Raw genomic sequence first — 22369 nt, 5'->3', positions numbered from 1 at the left:
TAACGCAGAAGGACTTCCTTCTGCGTTTTTGCATTAATTCGCGGTAGTGAAAGCCTCTTCAGGCTGTCTTCTTGCGGAAATGAACACCAGCAGCAGCGCAAGACCCGCCACAATCGCCCCCATTACCGGTACAAAACTGTAGCCCAGGCCGCCAGATATTACCGCCCCACCGGCCGCAGCCCCCAGAGCGTTCCCCAGATTAAACGCGCCAATATTGACTGACGATGATAATCCAGGTGCTTCGCTGGCAACGCGCATCACACGCATCTGCAACGGTGGAACGACCGCAAACGTCGCCGCGCCCCAGACCACCATACTGACCGCCGCTCCCAGCTCATTACGCGCAAGGAAAGGAATGGCCAGCATAATAACCATCAGCAGCAGCAAAAAGCCTTTCAGCGTACCGTTGACTGAACGGTCAGCCAGTTTGCCGCCAAAATAGTTACCGATCGAGAAGCCAACGCCTATCAACACCAGCATGCCGGTAACAAATGCCGGAGTAGCATGAGTGATAGTATGCAGAACCGGCGAGATGTAGGTATACAGCGTGAACATCGCCCCAGCACCCAGTACGGTAGTCAGTAACGCCGACAGCACCTGCGGGCGCATAAGTACCGCCAGTTCGCTACGGACATCCGGGCGCTCTCCTGCTCCACCCTTGGGTAATGAGAAGAACAGGCTGACCATCGCAATGACACCCAGCCCCGCAGTGGCCATAAACGACATGCGCCAGCCGATGGTTTCACCAAGCCAGGTCGCCGCCGGAACGCCGCCAATATTGGCGATGGTTAACCCCATAAACATCGTTGCCACAGCGCTGGCCTGCTTATGTTTGGGTACCACACTGGCTGCAACCACAGAACCGAGACCAAAAAAGGCTCCATGATTAAGACTGGTCAAAATACGCGATAGCATCAGCGTGGTGTAATCCGGCGAGATAGCCGAAAGCACATTACCCAGCGTGAAAATCGCCATCAGGAATATCAAAGCATTACGTCGCGCACGATGAGACAGCAGCAATGTCATCAGCGGTGCACCTACCATCACACCTACCGCATAAGCGCTGATCAGCATGCCAGCCGCCGGAATCGAGACGTCCACACCTTTAGCAATGACGGGCAATAACCCCATTGGCGAAAACTCGGTGGTGCCAATACCAAACGCCCCGATTGCCAGCGCCAGTAAAGGGTAATTGATTTTCATATTTCGACTCCGTATCGTCGAGCCGTGGCACGACATAAAATAAGAGTCAAAAGCATGACATTGATCGCAAAATTAATAAAGTTAACAAAACTGCAAAAGACTTTTGCTTATTCGCAAACAATAGAGGGGAAAAACGAGTCGAAGGGATGAGGGAGAGCTAACTCCCTCGGGGGGAATCAATGCAGCGCTGCGGTCAGACCACCCGCGACGATCAAACCCAGAACAATAATGGTAGTCACTAACGAAAATTTCAGATCGGTGCTCATCAAGTTTTCTCCTTTTTATTCCCACACAAAAAGTGATATTGCGCATTTTTACACACTTGAAAGCAAAAATCTCTCACGATTTATATTGATAACTGCTTTTAACTCTTCCCCTTTTCGTTAAGATCAGACAAAATTCCACGCTTACTTGATTAGCGTACCGGCCATTGACCCCTTCCTGACGTTCCGTGTCGTTTTCCCGGCGTGCCGCAACCCTTACGTTGCGATAAGGGTGTGTAAAGGCAAACGTTTACCTGGAGTATTCTCAGGAGCTTAGGATATGGTCTGGAGTGAGATGTAATGGCAACAATTAAAGATGTAGCGAAGCGAGCAAACGTTTCCACTACAACCGTATCACACGTAATTAACAAGACGCGCTTTGTCGCGGAAGAAACACGTAATGCTGTCTGGGCAGCAATCAAAGAACTGCACTATTCTCCGAGCGCAGTTGCCCGCAGCCTGAAGGTAAATCACACCAAGTCTATCGGCTTGCTGGCGACCAGCAGCGAAGCGGCCTATTTCGCCGAAATTATCGAAGCCGTTGAGAAAAACTGTTTCCAGAAAGGCTATACCCTGATCCTGGGTAACGCATGGAACAGTCTCGAAAAACAGCAGGCTTATCTGTCGATGATGGCGCAAAAGCGCGTTGATGGTCTGCTGGTGATGTGTTCTGAGTATCCGGAGTCGCTGCTTTCGATGCTCGAAGAGTATCGCCATATCCCGATGGTCGTCATGGACTGGGGCGAAGCAAAAGCCGACTTTACCGATACGGTCATTGATAACGCCTTCGAAGGCGGTTACATGGCGGGCCGGTATCTGGTAGAACGCGGTCATCGTGAGATTGGCGTGATCCCTGGCCCAATGGAACGTAACACCGGGGCCGGGCGTCTGGCTGGCTTTATGAAAGCGATGGAAGAAGCGCTGATTAAAGTGCCTGAAAACTGGATTGTTCAGGGCGATTTCGAGCCTGAATCCGGCTATCGCGCCATGCAGCAAATTCTGTCGCAGTCACATCGTCCGACCGCTGTCTTCTGCGGTGGCGATATTATGGCAATGGGTGCGCTGTGCGCCGCTGACGAAATGGGGCTGCGCGTACCGCAGGATGTCTCACTCATCGGCTACGACAACGTGCGCAACGCCCGCTTCTTCACGCCGGCCTTGACGACCATTCACCAGCCGAAGGATTCACTGGGTGAAACGGCCTTCAACATGCTGTTAGACCGTATCGTGAATAAACGTGAAGAGTCACAGTCTATCGAGGTGCATCCGCGCCTGGTTGAGCGTCGCTCCGTTGCCGACGGTCCGTTCCGCGATTACCGCCGTTAAGCCTGTTGTGCGGGAGTCTCATCTGGCTCCCGCAGCCATTCCTTGTTCAACGTTTCACTATCCCCTAAATAGTCCAGCAGCCAACTCAATGCCGGTGACGTATCGTTCTGCTGCCATGTCAGGCAGCATGCGGCATCAGGAAAAGGGTTCTCCAGTTGCAGCGCAACCCATTTACCGCTATCGATCCACGGCTTGGCAAAATGCGTCGGTACCATGCCCACGCACAATCCCGCGGACAAACAGGTCGCAGAGGATTCCCAGTCCGGCACGACGACGCGCTTTTGGTTGTCCAGCAGCCAGGTAATACGCTTCGGCAATGTTCGGGAGGTATCTTCGCGCACCAGTGACGGCCAGTTGCGCAACGTGTCATCACTTAACGGTCCGGGCATTGACGCCAGTGGGTGATGACTGGCTACCACGCAGCTCCAGCTCAGCATTCCCATATCGCGGAAGGTATAGCGCCCCCCGACCGGAATGGCCTGTGTGGCCCCGATGGCCAGCTCCACACGCCCATCAGACAGTGCGTCCCACACGCCGTTAAACACTTCCTGAAAAACTAACAACTCCACATCATCAAAGTGACGGTAGAAATCCACGATCATCTGTCGGGTACGATCCGGGCGGACAATGTTATCGACGGCGATCGCCAGCTGTCCGCGCCAGCCGTTGGCAATTTGCTGACATTGCTGGCGCGTGATCTGCATTTTTTTGATAACAGAGCGGCCTTCTTTTAAAAACCATGCCCCGGCAGGCGTTAATTCCACATCCCGATGGCGTCGCTCAAAAAGTGGCACCGCCAGCCACTCTTCCAGCTGGCGCACGGTGTAGCTTACCGCCGAAGGTACACGGTGCAGCTCCTGCGCGGCCGAACTAAAACTGCCGTTACGCGCAACCGCATCAACCACTTCAAGTGAATATTCCGACCACATATTCTGCCTGCAAAAAATTTGAAATCAGTAAGCAAATATTAGCGTTTCACAGCGAGAATTACACTCACTACACTCAGCGGCATTGTTCTACTGCTAAAAAAGAGAAATGATGATGCAACCTGGGAAAGGGTTTTTAGTCTGGCTGGCAGGTCTTAGCGTGCTCGGTTTTCTGGCAACGGATATGTATCTACCTGCCTTTGCTGCTATTCAGTCCGATCTGCAAACACCTGCATCTGCCGTCAGCGCCAGCCTGAGCTTGTTCTTAGCGGGGTTTGCCGTCGCGCAACTGCTGTGGGGGCCGCTTTCTGACCACTATGGTCGCAAGCCTATTTTGCTGCTGGGTTTATCTATCTTCGCACTGGGCAGTCTGGGCATGCTATGGGTTGAAAACGCCACTGGTCTGCTGGTACTGCGATTTGTTCAGGCCGTTGGCGTCTGTGCGGCATCGGTTATCTGGCAAGCGCTGGTTACCGATTATTATCCTTCACAAAAAGTAAACCGCATCTTTGCCACTATTATGCCGCTGGTCGGGTTATCTCCTGCACTCGCCCCGCTATTAGGTAGTTGGATCCTGGTACATTTTTCCTGGCAGGCCATTTTTGCCACTCTGTTTGCCATTACTCTGATTCTGATGCTTCCGGCTCTGCGTCTAAAGCCAACGGCTAAAGCGCGCGATGACAGCCAGGATAAACTGACTTTCGCCACCTTGCTGCGCTCGAAAACTTACCGTGGAAACGTGCTGATTTATGCCGCCTGTTCCGCGAGCTTTTTCGCATGGCTGACGGGTTCCCCGTTCATCCTCAGCGAAATGGGTTATAGCCCAGCGGTAATTGGTCTGAGCTATGTTCCGCAAACTATCGCCTTCTTAATTGGTGGTTACGGCTGTCGTGCAGCGCTGCAAAAATGGCAGGGTCGTCAGCTGCTGCCCTGGTTACTCATTCTGTATGCCTTCAGCGTTGTAGGCACCTGGGCGACCGGCTTTATTCATCATGTTGCATTGGCTGAAATCCTGATCCCATTCTGCGTTATGGCGATTGCGAACGGCGCAATCTACCCTATCGTTGTCGCGCAGGCATTACGCCCTTTCCCACAGGCCACGGGACGCGCAGCCGCATTGCAGAATACGCTGCAACTGGGTTTATGCTTCCTGGCAAGCCTTGTCGTTTCCTGGTTGATTGCCACCCCACTGCTCACCACCACCAGCGTTATGCTGACAACAGTATTGCTGGCTGCTGTGGGTTACAAAATGCAGTCGCAGAAAACTGACGCCCCGCAAACAGATGATCGTGCGCAAGTTGCCCACGGAGAGTCGCACTAATAATGGTTGCGGGCATTTAGTTAGCCCGCTAACAATTATTGGTTGAATCGTCAAAAATTCAGGCATATACTGATTTTCAGTTGTTAAAAAAACGATAATTTTAATGCGTTAACGGGGACAAGAACGTTCCCGTTTTACCACGGATGGCCTTTTCGGCAAGGGTTTCTCCCTTCCTCTGTTCTACGTCGGATTATAGATTCGCGGATTAATTCCGTGAGATTTCTCACAAAGCCCAAAAAAGCGTCTACGCTGTTTTAAGGTTCTGATCACCGACCAGTGATGGAGAAGCTATGAGTTCATCATGTATAGAAGACGTCAGCGTACCGGATGATGACTGGTACCGCATTACCAATGAATTATTGAGCCGTGCAGGCATTGCCATTAATGGCCCTGCACCGACTGATATTCGAGTAAAGAACCCCGATTTTTTCAAACGCGTATTGCAGGAAGGATCGTTAGGGTTGGGTGAAAGTTATATGGATGGCTGGTGGGAATGCGACCGGCTGGACATGTTTTTTAGTAAAGTCTTGCGCGCCGGTCTTGAAAACCAACTCCCCCGCCACTTTAAAGATACGCTACGTATCGCCACTGCTCGCCTGTTCAATTTACAGACCAAAAAACGTGCGTGGATGGTCGGCAAAGAACATTACGATTTGGGCAACGATCTCTTTACCCGCATGCTTGACCCCTATATGCAGTATTCCTGCGCCTACTGGAAAGATGCCAACACTCTGGAATCTGCCCAGCAGGCGAAGCTCAAAATGATTGCTGAAAAATTGCAACTGAAGCCAGGAATGCGGGTGCTTGATATTGGCTGTGGCTGGGGTGGTTTATCCCAGTTTATGGCATCGCAATATGGCGTGAGCGTGGTGGGTGTGACCATTTCAGCAGAACAGCAGAAAATGGCACAGGAACGTTGCGCTGGGCTGGATGTCACCATTTTGCTGCAGGATTATCGCGACCTGAACGACAAATTCGACCGCATTGTCTCCGTCGGCATGTTTGAACATGTTGGACCGAAGAACTACGCCACCTATTTTGAGGTGGTCGATCGTAATTTAAAACCGGATGGTCTCTTTTTACTGCATAGCATCGGCTCCAAAAAGACCGACAATAACGTTGATCCGTGGATCAATAAGTATATCTTCCCAAACGGGTGTTTGCCGTCAGTTCGCCAGATTGCCAACGCCAGCGAACCACATTTTGTGATGGAGGACTGGCATAATTTTGGCGCGGATTACGACACGACGCTGATGGCATGGCACGAGCGTTTCATGAGCTCCTGGCCTGAAATCGCCGATAACTACACCGAACGTTTCAAGCGGATGTTCAGCTATTATCTGAACGCCTGCGCTGGGGCGTTTCGTGCTCGAGATATTCAGCTATGGCAGGTGGTCTTTTCCCGCGGTGTTGAACACGGTCTGCGCGTTCCCCGCTAATCGTTTTCGCCCCCGTAGCAACGGGGGCTTTACTCTCAGGCTTAGGCTCCCGCTTCGCCCGTTATGTTGCTGATGACGCTTTCACGCGCCGCCAGGACACGCTCAACGGTATCAACCACCGCCTGCGTTTGGGGATCGATTTCGATATTAACCCGTGCGCCCAGCTTTTTCTTGCCAAGCGTCGTACGCTCCAGCGTTTCCGGGATCAAATGCACACAGAAACGTGTCGGCGTCACTTCACCGACCGTCAGACTGATACCGTCAATACCAATAAATCCTTTGTACAGGATATATTTCATCAGCGACGGATCCTGGACTTTAAACCACACCTGACGGTTATTCTCCGAGGTCAGAATTTTCGACACTTCGGCAGTGGTCATAATATGGCCCGACATTAAATGTCCGCCAATCTCATCACTGAATTTTGCCGCACGTTCAACGTTAACCAAATCTCCAACCTTCAGATCGCCCAGGTTGGTGATACGCAGCGTTTCTTTCATCAGGTCGAAGCTTATCTGGTTACCGTTAATTTCGGTGACCGTCAGGCAGCATCCATTGTGGGCAACCGATGCGCCGGTCTCCAGCGCATCCAGCATATATTCAGGCAACTCCACAACATGCGTACGAAAATTCGGTTTTTCATCAATGGACACCAATTTTGCGGTGCCCTGCACAATACCCGTAAACATACTTCCTACTCCTGAACTCAATTAAGACATCTCTGCACAGCACAATAGCAGGTGGAAATTCAGGTTGCCAGCAATGCGCCACCAGCGCCTGTTTTTTCACTGGAGAATTACGTATTCCTCGCTACAATAGACTGAAATTTCCCCTGCTTTTTCTCCTTGCTGCCATATAAGGCGGCTTTTTTAGTCTCTCAAATAACAACAATATAGTGGTGTACACGTGCAAAAGTATGTAAGTGAAGCGCGTCAGTTATTAGCTCTGGCAATTCCGGTGATTCTTGCGCAAATCGCTCAAACCGCAATGGGATTCGTTGATACCGTCATGGCGGGCGGATACAGCGCGACGGATATGGCGGCAGTCGCCATTGGTACGTCCATCTGGCTACCGGCCATTCTGTTTGGTCACGGACTACTGCTGGCGTTGACGCCGGTAATTGCGCAACTCAATGGTTCCGGACGCCGCGACCGTATCGCCCATCAAATACGTCAGGGATTCTGGCTGGCGGGCAGCGTCTCCGTGCTGATTATGGTTGTGCTATGGAATGCGGGGTACATTATTCGCTCCATGCATAACATCGACCCGGCACTGGCGGATAAAGCCGTTGGCTACCTGCGTGCCCTGCTGTGGGGCGCACCGGGTTATCTGTTCTTCCAGGTAGCCCGTAACCAGTGCGAAGGATTAGCCAAGACTAAACCGGCGATGGTGATGGGATTTCTCGGCCTGCTGGTGAACATTCCGGTTAACTATGTTTTCATCTATGGGCATTTAGGCATGCCGGAACTGGGTGGCGTGGGTTGTGGTGTGGCAACAGCAGCGGTTTACTGGGTGATGTTTATCGCCATGCTCTCTTACATCAAACGTGCGCGTTCAATGCGCGATATCCGTAATGAGCGTGGTTTCCAGAAACCTGACACCGCAGTAATGAAGCGTCTGGTACAGCTGGGTTTACCTATCGCGCTGGCGTTATTTTTCGAAGTGACGTTGTTTGCGGTGGTCGCGCTGCTGGTTTCTCCACTGGGGATTGTCGACGTAGCCGGACACCAAATCGCACTGAACTTCAGCTCGTTAATGTTCGTCCTGCCAATGTCTCTGGCTGCCGCCGTCACCATTCGTGTCGGTTATCGTCTGGGCCAGGGTTCCACGCTGGATGCGCAAACCGCAGCCAGAACGGGTCTGGGTGTTGGTGTGTGCATGGCGGTCGTAACGGCGATTTTCACCGTGACATTCCGCGAGCATATTGCCCTGCTCTATAACAATAACCCGGAAGTTGTCGCCCTGGCGGCTCAGCTCATGTTACTGGCCGCGGTGTATCAAATTTCGGACTCTATCCAGGTTATTGGCAGCGGGATCCTGCGTGGTTATAAAGATACGCGTTCCATTTTCTTTATTACCTTTACGGCATACTGGGTGCTGGGTCTGCCGAGCGGTTATATTCTGGCGCTTACCGATCTGGTAGTTGACCGGATGGGACCGGCGGGATTCTGGATGGGCTTTATTATCGGCCTGACCTCTGCGGCGATACTGATGATGCTGCGGATGCGGTTTCTACAACGCCAGCCGTCAGCGGTTATTTTACAACGCGCTGCGCGATAACCTCATAAAAGCCGCCACCAGGCGGCTTTTTTTCGCCTCAAAACGGGCTGGCGTTTTTGGCGTTCATCCACGCTTCACTAATGGGATGCCTGAAATGCAGTTCACTGGCATGCAGCATCAGCCGTGGCGTTTGTTCAGTCCCCGGCAGCAGACGTCCACCGTACAGATCGCACCCCAAAATAGGATGTCCCAACTGCTGACAATGGATCCGTAGTTGATGGGTGCGCCCGGTTTCAGGGGTCAGTTGTACCCGCGTCAAGGGGAGCAACGTCCCCTCTTCCTGACGATGATAAAAACGCTCGACAACCTGATAGCGCGAGCGCGCGGGTTTGCCGTTGAGAGCACAAATCGACATCAATGGAAACAGCGCCGGGTCTTTGGCAATTGCGGCGTCGATAACCCCTTCGTCGTTTTCCAGATGCCCGCATAACAGCGCACTGTACACCTTAGTGATCGTCCGCTGGCTGAACTGCTGGCAAAGCGCGGCGTTGATAGCCTTGTTACGAGCGACCACCATCAGCCCAGAGGTGCCGAAATCAAGCCGATGTACCAGCGTGCAGCCAGGGTAAATCTGTACCAGCCGGTGATGTACCGAATCGAGATTCTGCGGATTTTTGCCCGACAGGCTAAGCAACCCGCTGGGTTTATTGATGAGCACCAGATGCTCGTCCTGATAGAGGGTCTCTATCTCGTCATGGCAAGGCGGGGCAATAAAGGTATCGAAGATCGTAGACATCAGGCGGCCAGAATGAGGTGTGGGAACGGATGATAACGAATTTTCACCACAGTGGCGAATCTGAGCATTGACCCAATGGCTGGCATGGTAGAGTGTGATTTATCCTGAGTGCGATGAGAGGGTTACTCTGTGCAACAAATCGATTTTTACATGGTGGATGCCTTTACCACCACGACATTTGGCGGTAATGCCGCAGCAGTCTGTCCGCTCACGGACTGGTTGCCCGATGAAACATTATTAAAGATGGCGCAGCAGCATAACCAGTCAGAAACCGCTTTTTTTGTCGCCAATGAGAATGGCTTTGAGCTGCGTTGGTTTACCACTCAGGGTGAAATTAATCTGTGTGGGCATGCCACGCTTGCCGCCGCGCATGTCATCTTTGAACATCTGGATTACCCGGATACCAAAATCCAATTTGCTACCCGCTTTGTGGGACCGCTGACGGTCACGCGCTGCGGTGAATGGCTGACGCTTGATTTTCCAGCCTGGCAAAGCGAATCTGCCGTGCCGCCCGCTTTACTGCTGGAAACATTAGGCATCACCGAATACAAAGAGGTGCGTGTGGCACGCGATTACATGGTAGTGCTGGAAAATCAACAGCAGGTTGAGGCTGTTCGCCCCAACATCCACGCCATGATTCCGCTGGGGAAAATGGTATGCATCACCGCGCCGGGTGACGGGGAATACGATTTTGTCAGCCGTTTCTTCTGCCCGGGTGAAGCCGTCGCGGAAGACCCGGTCACAGGCTCGGCACATAGCATGCTGATCCCTTACTGGGCTGGAAAACTGAATAAAACACAGATGCTGGCACGCCAGGTCTCTGAACGCGGCGGGGATTTACGCTGTCAGTTAGCAGGAACGCGTGTTTATATCAGTGGGCATGCGATAACTTATCTGATCGGTAAAGTGCTGTTGCGCTAGCAACCTTACCCAAAATAACCAATCCATGGAGGATTTATGTCGAACAAACTCGTGCAGATACACTTTGATTTTCATGGTCCGTTTGGGGCTGAGATGTCGAATCAGCTCGTTGAACTGGCAGAATCAATCAACCAGGAGCCGGGGTTCATCTGGAAAATCTGGACCGAGAACGAAGCAAATCACGAAGCGGGAGGCATCTACCTGTTCCAGGACGAAGACACCGCTCAGGCCTATATCAAAAAGCATACCGCCCGCCTGAAGCACCTGGGTGTGGAGGAAGTAACGTTCAAAATCTTCGATATCAATGAACCGCTAAGTAAAATTAACCACGGTCATATCAGCTAAACTTTTGCCTTAGACGCCCCCTCCCGGGGCGTTTCTTCATTTCCCCCCGGCTTTCCCCCTTTCAACAGCAATATCCCCGTCACCACTCCAGGACAGTGATTTAGCCTGGGCCACGTTTGCAGTAGTTCACAAAATCAGCGTTAGCGAAAACTATCGCTGGCCGAACGCACTATGAAGGAGTATAAAATAATACAAACAGTATTATTTTATACAAAATGAATCACAAACTGCGACTGGAGATTCTCATATGACCGCGGACATTACACTGAACTCATCTGCTGGAAGCTTCCCGCCAGCAGGTCATTACTCGCACAGTACAACGGCTGGCGGATTCGTCTTCATTTCCGGGCAATTGCCGATCACTTTCGACGGTGAGAAAAAAGCGGATGCCTCTTTTGAAGATCAAACCCGGCTGGTACTCAAGAATATTGATGCTTGTCTGGCTGGTGCTGGGGCATCACGTCAGCATCTGGTGTCTGTTCGCGTCTATGTGACGGATATGAACCAGTGGCCGACGTTTAACAAAATCTATGGAGAGTGGATCGGTGATTTCCGTCCATCCCGTGCAGTAGCAGGTGTTGCGGAACTTCATTATGGTTTTGCGCTGGAAGTTGAAGCTATTGCGTTGGCCCCGCAAGCGTGACGTTTAACAACATACAGGTGAACAACAATGACTGAAATGACACTGCCTGATTATTACGATGTTGCCGCTGCGGCAGAGCGAATCGCAGATTATGCTAACAAAACGCCGGTGATGACCTCCCGAACGGTTAACGAAGAATTTGGCGCGGAAGTCTTCTTTAAGTGCGAAAACTTCCAGAGAATGGGCGCCTTCAAATTTCGCGGCGCTATGAATGCGCTACGCCAGTTCACGCCACAACAACGCGCTGCGGGCGTCGTGACGTTTTCTTCCGGCAACCATGCACAGGCCATTGCCCTGTCGGCAAAGTTGTTGGGTATTCCAGCAACAATTATCATGCCGCATGATGCCCCGGCGGCCAAAGTTGCGGCGACGAAAGGCTATGGCGGAAAAGTGGTAACTTACGATCGCTATACTGAAGATCGTGAAAAAATTGGTCGGGACCTGGCAGAGAAACAGGGGTTAACGCTAATCCCCCCTTACGACCATCCGCACGTGATAGCAGGCCAGGGCACCGCCACAAAAGAGCTAATTGAAGAAGTGGGTCAGTTAGACGCTCTTTTCGTGTGTCTGGGCGGTGGCGGCCTGCTCTCAGGATCCGCCCTGGCGGCCAGACATCTGTCTCCTGACTGCATCATCTATGGTGTCGAACCTGAGGCGGGTAACGATGGTCAACAGTCGTTCCGAAGTGGAAAAATAGTTCATATCGATACGCCCAAAACCATTGCTGACGGTGCTCAGACTCAACATCTCGGGAACTATACATTTCAGATTATCCAGCAAAACGTGAACGATATTCTGACTGTTTCAGACGCTGAGTTAGTTGCCTCAATGAAATTTATCGCTGAACGCATGAAAATCGTCGTAGAGCCGACCGGGTGTCTGGGTTTTGCTGCCGCCAGAGCGCGTAAAGCTGAGCTTCGCGGCAAGAAAATCGGCATTATCATCAGCGGCGGAAATGTGGATATCAGTCGCTACAGTGAATTTCTGGCCGGATGATAAACAGGGTATCTGCCATGCAGATACCCTACTTTTACTGTCTGTACACTCCCGTCTGGAAAAACGCTCCCAGGTCACTGTAAACTGGCAACAGACATCACCGCAGGAGACTGGCATGCCAAAAACCGACAATAACTCGCTTCTCAGCCAAATTGATACTATCGCCAGGGGATTGAGTGAGACCTTCTCTCCGTTTTGCGAAGTGGTGGTTCATGACCTCAAAAATCCAGAACATGCCATTTTGTCCATCCATAATAATCTTTCCGGACGTCAACCTGGCCAGCCAGCAACCGAGCTTGGCCTGACGAGAATCGCATCACCTGACTTTCCCAGCATCATTGCGAACTACAGTAATCAGTTTGCCGATGGCCGTCCGGTGAAAAGTACCTCCATTGGCATCAAGGACGAAGACGGCAAATACGTAGCGGCACTTTGCCTGAATGTCGATATGACGCTGTTCCGTGGTATGCAGAGTGCTCTTGCGCGTTTTACTGAAACTGAAAATTCCCCCATTAAGGAACATATCGATCCCGGCAGTAATGAAGTCATCCGCCAGCGTATTGATGACTTTGCCGCTAAACGCGCGACGACGGCCCGAGCCCTTAAACCTCAAGACCGTAAGCTGCTGATTCAACAATTACGCCAGGACGGTTTGCTGAACGTACGCAAATCTATGGATACGGTTGCACAGCATCTGGGTGTATCGAGGGCCACCGCCTATCTGTATGCCCGCCAGTCAGCTCAGGCGGGTGAATAAACGGGTTCAGATAGACCACACTTGCCACGTAGAGAATTTCTGTCCTTGATTACCGACACGAAGCGCTCCCGCTCCACTAAAGGCGGCTTCGTGCCCGATATAGTTACCCACCAGTAAACAACCAAATCCAGCTGCAGTGAAAAAAATTAACCTTTATTTTCGTGCGCATTTATTGGCACTGAGTAAATAGATGATTTATTTTTGTACATACATAGTGAAATTTAGCTTTACTCAAATAACACACTAGCATTTTTAATGCACCACAGCAGAACAGGTAACAACTAACTCACTGATTTAAAAGAGTTAAAAAACCATTGAAGTTATTACACCAATAATACCCATGCAATATATATAAATAGCGTGATATCTAAATTATAATTCTTTAACATCCGGCTGATTGGTGAGGTAAGAATGCGATTAATGGTCATGTTGGTAAGCTTTGTACTCTCCACCCAGCTATGGGCAGGTGAACTTTCCAGGCCCACCGGTAAAGTGCTTTTAACGCTGTCGGGTAATATTGAAAATACAAATGCAGACGGGAAAGCCGTTTTTGATACCGCCAGCCTTGAGAAGCTGGGCATGGTCAGTTTCCAGACCACCTCCCCTTGGTATAATGGACGCACTACCTTTACGGGTATTCCGCTACAAAAACTCATGGATTATGTCGGGGCGAACGGCTCTGTTGTTAAGGTCACTGCACTCAATGACTACACCACTGTTATCCCTCTTAGTGATTTCAAAAAATACAATGCTATCCTTGCGTTAAAAATCAACGGAAAATATATGCGCATCCGTGACAAAGGCCCGTTATTCATTGTGTACCCCTATGACAGCATGCCAGAATTGAATAATCAGATTTATTATTCAAGGTCTGCATGGCAGGTCAGTAGTATGGATATTGAGTAAGCGTTCAGAGGAACATCATGAACAGAATACTGGCTGGCATCATCTTTTTTCTTTTTATATCTACCGGGTATATCTCTTTCCTCGTGCATGAACGGCAACAAGAGTTACAGAAACTGACTCACTACACCGATTCCTGGTCTGCTGCTCAGCTGGTATCACAATATTACCGATTTGAATCGTTGCTTGGTCTTTACACTATCGATGATACGATGAATCTCGATGATGTACGCATGCGCCTCGACATTATGCTTAGCCAGAGTGATTTGATAAAAGAAGGTGACCTGGGGCGCTACATCGAAAGCAATATAGCCCACCGCGAGCTGGCGGTAAAACTTGAAAATACCCTTAGTTTTCTGGATGTTAATCTAGAAAAAATGAACCGTTCAGCACTCCAGGCTTATCTGAAAAAAATGCATACTCTGGATGCGCCACTGGGTCGTCTTTCATCTGGTGCGTTAAACAAAGATGTTAACTCGATCAATAACGCCAACCAAAAAATCCAGACGCTGTACTATATTTATTCTGCAACCTCTGTGCTGCTGATAATACTGAGTGCGATTCTGGGCGTGCTCATTTTCTATCAAAACAGAAATATTCTGCGGGCGCACCTGCAGGTCAAGAGTCTTGCCGAAGAACTGCAGAAATCTAAAGAAAAACTGCAAATTCAGAATGCTAAACTGGAATATGACGTCTACCATGACTCTCTTACCGAGATGAATAACCGTCAGCTATTCTGGAGCGATTTAAATAAAACAATTGAGAGAGCAGAAAAAAATCACGATTCTGTGACTGTGATGTTGTTTGATTTAGATCGATTCAAAGAAGTAAATGATACGTATGGTCATGATGCCGGTGATATGTTGCTACGCCAGATATCTGACCGACTGGTTTCGATGAGCCTTACTTCGGATACGCTGTATCGCCTGGGTGGAGATGAATTTGCATTTCTCTCAAGTGGCCTGACAGAAAGCCACGCTGTTTCGCGCGCCCAGAAAATATGTGAATTTATCAGCCAGCCCTACACTATTTATAACACGATTATCAACATAACCACCTGTGTTGGCATTGTTATCTCAGACACTGAACGTCGTTCCGACTATCTTTATAAATTTGCCGATCTGGCCCTTTATGAAGCCAAAGGTGAAGGCTCTGGTAAGATAAAAGTCTTCCGACAACGAATGTTAGAAAAGCTACAAGAAAGCAGAACGCTTGAGCATGATATGGCATTGGCAATAGTGAACAAAGAATTCGTGGTTTATTATCAGCCCATTGTTGACTCCTTCAGCCAGGAAATTTATAGCTATGAAGCCCTAATTCGTTGGCTCCATCCTCTAAAGGGCCTCCTGTCGCCGGATAACTTTATTCCTGTTGCTGAAAAAACCGGAATGATTAATGAGATGGGGAAAGCTGTGCTTGAAATTGCCTGCCGGGAAGCGGCTTGTTGGGCGGTTCCGGCTAAAATTTCAGTGAATGTCTCTCCTGTCCAGCTAAGCAGCAAAGCCTTTGTCGGTATCGTACTGTCTATTCTGAAAGAAACTGGACTCCCAGCCGATCGTCTTGAACTGGAAGTAACAGAATCCTCTCTCTTCATTGAGAGTACGACGCCGATGAACACACTTAACAAACTCAGAGCCATGGGTGTAAAAATCTCGATCGATGATTTTGGCACCGGATATTCTTCCCTTTCGCGCCTGAGCAGGCTTGCCTTCGATAAAATTAAAATAGACAAGTCGTTTGTCCATTCAATATCCACACAGGAAGATGCGCTTAATATCATCAAACTGATCACCGGCATGGCGAAATCCCTCAATATGAAGGCTGTTGCTGAAGGTGTTGAAACGCAGGAACAACTAAAAAGCCTTCAGGCGCTGGGCTGCGATTTCGCCCAAGGATATCTGTTTGGTAAACCTCAGCCTTGTATCGATGAGAAAATCAGAAACGGTTGAATCGCTCTCAGACTATTTGATCATCAACCGTAGCGCTAAATCATTCGGATAAGGATCAAAATAGTTCTGGGTAAGCAGATAGCTGTCTGGGTATTCAGCCAGATAGTGCTTGAGTAGCGTCAGAGGCGCCAATATTGGCAGCAGCCCACCGCTATAGTTGAGGATAACGTCACGTAACTCTCCGCGCTGGCGGGAGTTCAACCGTTCGCGGAAGTAGCCCTGGATATGCATCAGTACGTTGGTGTGATTTTTTCGTGAGGCGGGCTTTTTGAGGATCGTCATGAGCTTTTCACGATAGACAACGAAAAAAGCGTCCAAATCATCCCACTGGTGAAGTGAGGCAACGAATGGGCCGATTTCCCGGTAACCGGCCTGGTGATGAGCCAGAAGCTGTAGCTTATAGCGACTGTGAAAGTTGAGTAAGCCATGGCGAGTAAGACCATTGGCCCGCAGCCAATTAAGCTCATGCAATGCGAACACGCGTTCGACAAAGTTCTCCCTCAGCACTGGATCGTGCAAGCGGCCATCTTCTTCGACTGGCAACCACGGGTAGGTTTCCATTAACGCGCCAGTAAACAGACCAGTCCCTTCTTTTCGCCCACGATTTCCCTTCTCGTCATACAGCCTCACTCTTTCCATACCGCAACTCGGTGATTTAGCACAGACGATAAAACCCGAGAGGCCACCAAGTCCCTGAAGATATGAGTTGGTGAAATCGGACATTTTATCGGTTACATCCTCACCAGGCGCATGGCTAAAACAGATGCGGACATTCCCTTGGGCGGTTTGAACCAGACGCAACGCGGGACGTGGTACAGGCAAACCCATGGACATCTCTGGGCAGACAGGTTTGAAAGTCACCCACTGAGCCAGGTCGTCCATCACAAACCCCATCCGTTTATGCCCACCGTCGAATCGCACGGCTGAACCAGTTAAACATCCACTAATCCCGATGACAGGCTGAGTGTTCATAACAACCCCCTCGTTAATTGACGACCCTTTTCGGGAAAAAAATGACGGTTTCACTATTAAATCATAGCGTAAGTTATCTGCTGTGAGTTGAACTGATAGATGCAAGTGTAAGTATCCCCCCATAATCGTGCCATTCCTAATGAATATTTAGGCGGGATACAAACCAGGCAATCAAAGAATCCAATTAAAACAGCAAAGGCAGGTACTGTAGATATATAGATCTCTAAATTGATGTTCATCACATTGACAGGTTCTTACGTGAATGCGACTTCAATCTCTTTATATACTCTTTATTTGTTCATATCTTCATGAGGAATAAAGAATGTTCGATCATGTGAAAATCGGTGTAAGTGATTACGAAAAAAGTAAAATTTTCTTTCTCAACGCGCTTCAGCCGCTTGGCGTAGAACTCATCGATGAAGGCACACCAAGCTACGGTGTTGAAATGGGTTCCGATAATGTTTCACTTTGTCTGTTCCAGACGAATGACAAGCCGGCTCCTCTGCATCTGGCGTTTGTCGCAAAAACCCGGCAGCAAGTTGATGAATTTTACAATGCTGCTTTGCGCACGGGAGCCCAGGATAACGGAGCACCTGGCTTACGTTCCTATAGCGAAAACTACTATGCCGCATTTGTCATTGCACCTGATGGCCATAATATTGAGGCTGTCTGCCATGCGCCGGACTGATTAAGGTGCAGTTTGGATATCGAAAAATTATTCGATGTTGATTTTGAATCTGCCTGAAGAGCTGTAATAACGCTGCTTATTTGAACTCATAGCATAAGAGTATCGTTGAAAAGAAGGAATTCGTATATGTCTAAGATTAAGTTTGAACTGAGGCGAGGATAGCTCTCCCGCCAGTGAAGCAAGGACAATAAGAATGTAGCCTTAGTGCAACATCTTTATTCTAAATATCTGCAGCTAAAGTTGGTAAATCCCCTGAACGGTTCTATAGTCGGGACTGCTTCTCATTACAGGGTTCACTAATGCGATTTAACGGACTGACTAAAGGTTTCTTCATTTTCATACTTGCCCTCGTGACCTGGGCGTTCTTCGATGTATTGTCCCCCTACTTTTCCGCCATTTTGTGGGCCGCGATATTAACGACTATCTTTAACCCGGTAAAAAACAGACTTCGTAGCGCGCTTGGCGAACGCAACGGGCTGGCATCGTTAATTACCATCGTCATTATCTGTCTGATTGTCTTTATCCCGCTGATGGTAATCCTGTCATCGCTGGCCATTGAACTGAACGTGGTGTACACCAAACTGCAACAGAATGACACGCAGTTCCCGGAAGTCGTCACTTCTATTCTTTCGTACCTTCCTGATTGGGCCAGAGGATTTCTGGCAGAACACAATCTGGATGATGTCGCGCAGATCCAGAAAAAACTGTCCGATGTCGTGCTGCAAGGCGGGCAGTACCTTGCTGGCAGTGCATTTCTGATTGGGAAAGGGACATTCGGCTTTGCTATCAGTTTTGGCATCATGCTGTATCTGCTGTTCTTCTTACTGAAGGATGGACCGTATCTGGTGCGCCAGATTCTGGACTCATTACCCCTTTCTGATTTTGCCAAACAGCACCTGTTTGCCAAATTCGTCGGCGTGACGCGGGCAACCGTCAAGGGCACGGCGGTCGTCGCTTTGGTTCAGGGTATTCTTGGCGGCATCGCGTTTGCAATTGTGGATATCGACGGCAGCGTTCTGTGGGGGGCGTTGATGGCGTTTCTCTCGCTCGTGCCTGCCGTGGGCTCAGCGATCGTCTGGGTACCTGCAGCAATATTCCTGTTCGCCACCCACCAGCTATGGCAAGGGCTGTTTATCGTTGGCTTCTTCGTGATTATCGTTGGGCTGGTGGACAATATCCTGCGCCCGCTGCTGGTAGGTAAAGACACCAAAATGCCGGACTATCTGATTTTGATTACCACTCTCGGCGGCATGGAGATCTACGGCATTAACGGCTTTGTGATTGGCCCCCTGATTGCTGCACTATTCATAACCTGCTGGAACCTGTTTTCCGGGCGTGACCATGAAGGTAACGTGGAAGGAATCGACGAAGCCTTTATGGAAGAAGGAAAAAATCCTCCAGATTTATGATTGCAGGACGATAACAGAAGGCGGTTTCTGGACCGCCTTTTTTATTTTCACGCAAAATCATGCGTTTCCTATAATTGCAATCATGCGTATTCATTAATCGTCGCAGAAGGAACTAATCAGTGCGAATTGCCACAATCACCAACTGGGCCTATAGCGCGACGGTATGCCTGACCATCGCTTCAGGCGTTGTCATGCTGATGGCATCCAGCGCCGATAACACAGAACGCCAGGTGGTAGAACAGCGTTATCAGTTCGATCAACTTACCGAAGAAGTCGAACTCGATGCCTGGTCGCTGTCCGACCTGGCGCGCGACTATGTTATTGCAAAAGATCCTCAGGTGCTTGACGCCTACCGTCAGAAAGAAGCATCGCTAAAAGCGGTGGAACAGCGGTTGTCGAAGCTAAAAGACATCGGGGCAACGGATGAAGAGCTGGCGCTATTGCACGAAGGGCTACAGATTGTTGATGCCCTGCAGGACGAGCAAGCTGCGGCGCTTGCCAGCGTCGCGCGCGCAGAAGAGTCGCAGGCTATTGCCCTGCTCTATGGGAAAAGCTATGAACAGGAACTGGAACGCGCCCAGGACCGGATAGATCATTTCCGCCAACTGCTCGATAACCGCGTACGCAATACAATTGAATATGCAACCCAGTCATCCCGCATGCTGCGGACAGCCTCTGAAGTGATGGTCGGTCTGACAGCGCTGCTGTTTTTATTCGTTCTCGGTTTCATTTTAAAGCGTCGCGTCCTGCGTCCCGTCGTGCGTTTGAGCGATGTCGTAAACCGTCTCGCATCGCAGGATTATGCCGTTGAGACGCCCAGCTTTAACCAGATAGATGAAATAGGCGACATGGCACAGGCGATCCGGATATTTCGCGAGAACGGTCTGGCGCGTCAGAGACTGGAGAAAGAGCGAGATGCAGACTGGGCAATCCGCGATCTGCTGGCGCGCATGACGCAACGTCTGCAGGGTTGCGAGAGTTTTGCCGATGTCATCAATGTGGCAGAGCTGTTTGCACCGAATATTGCTCCAGGTATCGCCGGGCGGCTTTACATACTGGACCAGGAACCCTGGCAAATGCGCTGCGTTGCACAATGGCTTTCTCCGCAGGGTAAAGCGGATGCGTTCCACCCGGACGAATGCTGGGCTGTGCGCCGCGGCCAGAGTCATCCTCCGGTACAAGGTGAACCCGATATCGCCTGCTACCATCTGCCAGAGTCATGCCAGCACCACACCCTGTGTGTTCCGCTGATTGCCCAGGGCGAAGCCATCGGCCTGCTCTCATTCCAGAACCTTAGCGATGATTCCGCCCCCTCCCGTGCATACCTGGAGCTGATGGCAGAAGCACTCGGCCTCGCATTAGCCAACCAGCGTCTGCGTGACGCCCTGCTGGAGAAAGCGCTCTACGATCCGCTAACCGGACTGCGCAACCGTCATCATCTTGAAGATACACTGCGTACCCAGATGAACCAGGCAGTGCGTAACAAAGAACCAATCAGTTGCCTGATGATCGATATCGATCATTTTAAAAGTATTAATGACCGCTTTGGCCATGAGGCTGGCGATAGCGTGATTAAAAGTATCGCTGCGACTATTCAGCGCGTTGTCCACGACAGCGGCATGGCCTTCCGCTACGGCGGTGAAGAGTTTCTGGTTCTGCTGGCCAATACGGATGAACAGGCCGCTAACCGCTTTGCTACGGAAATCTACAACGGCGTACGCGAACTGTCGCTGCGCTTTGGCGTTTCCGATATTGGACACGTGGATGTCTCTATAGGCGTCGCCAGTTACCCGCAGCACGCCCAGAGCGACAACCTGTTACGCGCCGCAGATGTTGCACTGTACCGCGCGAAAGAGTTAGGTCGTTCGCGCATTGTGAGCTTTGGCATGCTGGAAGCGAGCTGATATGCGCCAGCACTTCGGGCATTGCTTTACCTCTACGCCAGGTGGTATGTTAATTGGATGAACACAAAACACGATATCAACGGTTTTAATCTCAACCTGTGGTGGCTGCCTTCTTAAAGGCGGTCAGAATGTGTTTTCCTCATTTTAAATAACCGCCGAAAGGCGGTTATTTGCATTTAGAGACCCCTTTCGGTTTTATGACTAAGGAGTCTGACATGAACAATAAAACTATCATCCTCACAGGCGATCGTCCCACCGGCCCGCTGCATCTTGGCCATTATGTGGGGTCATTGCGCCAGCGCGCCACGCTGCAACACGATTATCAGCAGTTTATATTGGTGGCTGACCTACAAGGGTTAACTGATAACGGCAGCACACCGCAAAAGATCCGCAACAATATTCCCGAAGTACTTGCCGACTATCTTGCCGCAGGAATAGACCCGTCACTTACTACCATCTGTCTGCAATCGGCACTGCCTGCTCTCGCAGAGTTAACCGCGCTTTATATGAACATCGTCACCGTGGCTCGCGTGGAGCGTAATCCTACGGTCAAAAACGAAATTGCGCAGAAAGGGTTCGCCCGTTCGTTACCGGTTGGTTTTCTGGTTTATCCCATCAGTCAGGCGGCAGATATTACGGCCTTCAAAGCCGGAGTCGTTCCCGTCGGCGACGATCAGTTGCCAATGATTGAACAGACTAATGAGATAGTGCATAAGATGAATAGCCTGTTACCGGCCCCCGTCCTATCGCACTGCAAAGCGCTGCTGAGTGAAACCAGCCGCCTTCCAGGGATCGACGGAAATGCCAAAATGTCAAAATCGCTTGGTAACACATTGCTCCTGTCAGCCAGCGAAGAAACCATTCACCGCGCGGTCAGCGCAATGTACACCGACCCTAATCATCTGAAAGTGTCCGACCCTGGGCAAATAGACGGCAATATGGTATTCACTTACCTCGATGCTTTTCATCCGGATAAAGCAAAAGTGGCGGAAATGAAAGCGCATTACCAACGGGGGGGACTGGGTGATCGGACATGCAAAAACGAGCTGGAAGTGTGCTTGCAAGAACTCATCGCGCCTATGCGCGAGCGGCGTGCAACCTACATTCAGGATAAAGGCATGCTGATGGCGATGCTCAAAAAAGGAAGCGAGCAGGCGCACGAGATTACGCAGCAGACATTAAAAGAAGTGAAGCAAGGACTGGGTTTGCCGGTGTTTTAATCTGGATTGATGTCTCTCCCGGTGGGAAATAAGCATCGGGAGGGATGACTCTTTATGGCGCTAATTCAACTCATATCACGTGACACCCGAGGTTGTGATTCATTGATACCCTGCTGAATGTAACTACCCTTTCCAGCCATTTACATGATTTACACATATCACAAATAC

21 protein-coding genes and 1 pseudogene are annotated in these 22369 nt (G+C 50.2%); 16 read left to right on the top strand and 6 right to left on the bottom strand.

What is annotated here, in order from left to right:
* Nucleotides 1-33: 33 nt before the first annotated feature.
* Nucleotides 34-1203 carry an MFS transporter gene (locus OGY10_RS11135; protein WP_008784665.1) on the bottom strand — a complete coding sequence of 390 codons (1170 nt, stop codon included), beginning with the start codon at nt 1201-1203 and terminating at the stop codon, nt 34-36.
* 176 nt (nt 1204-1379) lie between these two features.
* The gene (gene cydH / locus OGY10_RS11130; RefSeq protein ID WP_003029209.1) at nt 1380-1469 is read right to left on the bottom strand and encodes a cytochrome bd-I accessory subunit CydH; all 90 of its coding nucleotides are present in this window, start codon (nt 1467-1469) and stop codon (nt 1380-1382) included.
* Nucleotides 1470-1766: 297 nt separating this feature from the next.
* Between cydH and purR the strand changes: the two genes are divergently transcribed.
* Nucleotides 1767-2792, top strand: a complete 1026-nt coding sequence (gene purR / locus OGY10_RS11125; protein WP_003832757.1) for an HTH-type transcriptional repressor PurR — start codon at nt 1767-1769, stop codon at nt 2790-2792.
* On the opposite strand, the gene punR is transcribed toward purR, so the two are convergent.
* Nucleotides 2789-3721: a DNA-binding transcriptional activator PunR gene (gene punR / locus OGY10_RS11120; RefSeq protein ID WP_003029215.1), complete on the bottom strand. Its 933-nt coding sequence runs from the start codon at nt 3719-3721 to the stop codon at nt 2789-2791. The genes purR and punR overlap by 4 nt on opposite strands.
* Before the next feature lie 112 nt (nt 3722-3833).
* Here punR and punC point away from each other — a divergent pair, with 112 nt between their 5' ends.
* Both punC and cfa read left to right on the top strand, forming a co-directional pair.
* The gene (gene punC / locus OGY10_RS11115) at nt 3834-5039 is read left to right on the top strand and encodes a purine nucleoside transporter PunC (protein ID WP_032943314.1); all 1206 of its coding nucleotides are present in this window, start codon (nt 3834-3836) and stop codon (nt 5037-5039) included.
* Between the two features lie 290 nt (nt 5040-5329).
* Nucleotides 5330-6478: a cyclopropane fatty acyl phospholipid synthase gene (gene cfa / locus OGY10_RS11110; protein WP_286576754.1), complete on the top strand. Its 1149-nt coding sequence runs from the start codon at nt 5330-5332 to the stop codon at nt 6476-6478.
* 41 nt (nt 6479-6519) lie between these two features.
* Here the strand turns inward: cfa and OGY10_RS11105 are convergent, their stop codons facing one another.
* Nucleotides 6520-7167, bottom strand: a complete 648-nt coding sequence (locus OGY10_RS11105; protein WP_191226059.1) for a riboflavin synthase subunit alpha — start codon at nt 7165-7167, stop codon at nt 6520-6522.
* A gap of 217 nt (nt 7168-7384) precedes the next feature.
* On the opposite strand from OGY10_RS11105, the gene mdtK reads away from it, so the two are divergent.
* Nucleotides 7385-8758, top strand: coding sequence for a multidrug efflux MATE transporter MdtK (gene mdtK / locus OGY10_RS11100; RefSeq protein WP_008784661.1), 1374 nt, complete (start codon nt 7385-7387; stop codon nt 8756-8758).
* A 37-nt stretch (nt 8759-8795) separates the two neighbouring features.
* Here the strand turns inward: mdtK and OGY10_RS11095 are convergent, their stop codons facing one another.
* The gene (locus tag OGY10_RS11095; protein ID WP_057067234.1) at nt 8796-9494 is read right to left on the bottom strand and encodes an RluA family pseudouridine synthase; all 699 of its coding nucleotides are present in this window, start codon (nt 9492-9494) and stop codon (nt 8796-8798) included.
* A 129-nt stretch (nt 9495-9623) separates the two neighbouring features.
* Between OGY10_RS11095 and OGY10_RS11090 the strand changes: the two genes are divergently transcribed.
* From OGY10_RS11090 to OGY10_RS11060, 7 genes are all read left to right on the top strand, one after another.
* Nucleotides 9624-10415: a PhzF family phenazine biosynthesis protein gene (locus OGY10_RS11090; RefSeq protein WP_191226060.1), complete on the top strand. Its 792-nt coding sequence runs from the start codon at nt 9624-9626 to the stop codon at nt 10413-10415.
* 36 nt (nt 10416-10451) lie between these two features.
* A complete protein-coding gene (locus OGY10_RS11085) occupies nt 10452-10760 on the top strand; it encodes a monooxygenase (protein ID WP_057067232.1) in 309 nt (102 codons plus the stop codon).
* A gap of 247 nt (nt 10761-11007) precedes the next feature.
* On the top strand, nt 11008-11403 hold the full coding sequence (locus OGY10_RS11080; RefSeq protein WP_191226061.1) for a RidA family protein: 396 nt from the start codon (nt 11008-11010) through the stop codon (nt 11401-11403).
* Nucleotides 11404-11430: 27 nt separating this feature from the next.
* The gene (locus OGY10_RS11075; RefSeq protein ID WP_191214725.1) at nt 11431-12399 is read left to right on the top strand and encodes a threo-3-hydroxy-L-aspartate ammonia-lyase; all 969 of its coding nucleotides are present in this window, start codon (nt 11431-11433) and stop codon (nt 12397-12399) included.
* Nucleotides 12400-12514: 115 nt separating this feature from the next.
* Nucleotides 12515-13156, top strand: coding sequence for a helix-turn-helix transcriptional regulator (locus OGY10_RS11070; protein ID WP_286576749.1), 642 nt, complete (start codon nt 12515-12517; stop codon nt 13154-13156).
* Between the two features lie 411 nt (nt 13157-13567).
* Entirely contained in the window at nt 13568-14062 is a 495-nt protein-coding gene (locus tag OGY10_RS11065; protein WP_003832739.1) for a putative pterin-binding protein, read from the top strand.
* 17 nt (nt 14063-14079) lie between these two features.
* The gene (locus OGY10_RS11060) at nt 14080-16008 is read left to right on the top strand and encodes a putative bifunctional diguanylate cyclase/phosphodiesterase (protein ID WP_128611929.1); all 1929 of its coding nucleotides are present in this window, start codon (nt 14080-14082) and stop codon (nt 16006-16008) included.
* A 12-nt stretch (nt 16009-16020) separates the two neighbouring features.
* On the opposite strand, the gene OGY10_RS11055 is transcribed toward OGY10_RS11060, so the two are convergent.
* Complete coding sequence (locus tag OGY10_RS11055) at nt 16021-16980, bottom strand: YbgA family protein (protein ID WP_191226063.1); 960 nt, start codon at nt 16978-16980, stop codon at nt 16021-16023.
* A 322-nt stretch (nt 16981-17302) separates the two neighbouring features.
* On the opposite strand from OGY10_RS11055, the gene OGY10_RS11050 reads away from it, so the two are divergent.
* The 5 genes and pseudogenes from OGY10_RS11050 to trpS all read left to right on the top strand — a co-directional run bounded on the left by OGY10_RS11050 (nt 17303) and on the right by trpS (nt 22201).
* Entirely contained in the window at nt 17303-17668 is a 366-nt protein-coding gene (locus OGY10_RS11050) for a VOC family protein (RefSeq protein WP_103285139.1), read from the top strand.
* A gap of 299 nt (nt 17669-17967) precedes the next feature.
* A complete protein-coding gene (locus OGY10_RS11045) occupies nt 17968-19077 on the top strand; it encodes an AI-2E family transporter (protein WP_003832733.1) in 1110 nt (369 codons plus the stop codon).
* Between the two features lie 191 nt (nt 19078-19268).
* Nucleotides 19269-19946 (top strand): annotated as a pseudogene (locus OGY10_RS23790) (HAMP domain-containing protein); the annotation flags it as partial.
* The gene (locus OGY10_RS23785; RefSeq protein ID WP_410733841.1) at nt 19926-20981 is read left to right on the top strand and encodes a sensor domain-containing diguanylate cyclase; all 1056 of its coding nucleotides are present in this window, start codon (nt 19926-19928) and stop codon (nt 20979-20981) included. The pseudogene OGY10_RS23790 and the gene OGY10_RS23785, both read left to right, overlap by 21 nt.
* Nucleotides 20982-21196: 215 nt before the next feature.
* Complete coding sequence (trpS, locus tag OGY10_RS11035; protein ID WP_191226065.1) at nt 21197-22201, top strand: tryptophan--tRNA ligase; 1005 nt, start codon at nt 21197-21199, stop codon at nt 22199-22201.
* Nucleotides 22202-22369 lie beyond the last annotated feature (168 nt).

Origin of the sequence: Citrobacter sp. Cpo148, from assembly GCF_030332375.1 — a bacterium.
GTDB lineage: Bacteria > Pseudomonadota > Gammaproteobacteria > Enterobacterales > Enterobacteriaceae > Citrobacter > Citrobacter portucalensis.
Note: the sequence above shows the minus strand (reverse complement) of the source record. Positions and strands in the feature narration are given on the sequence as shown.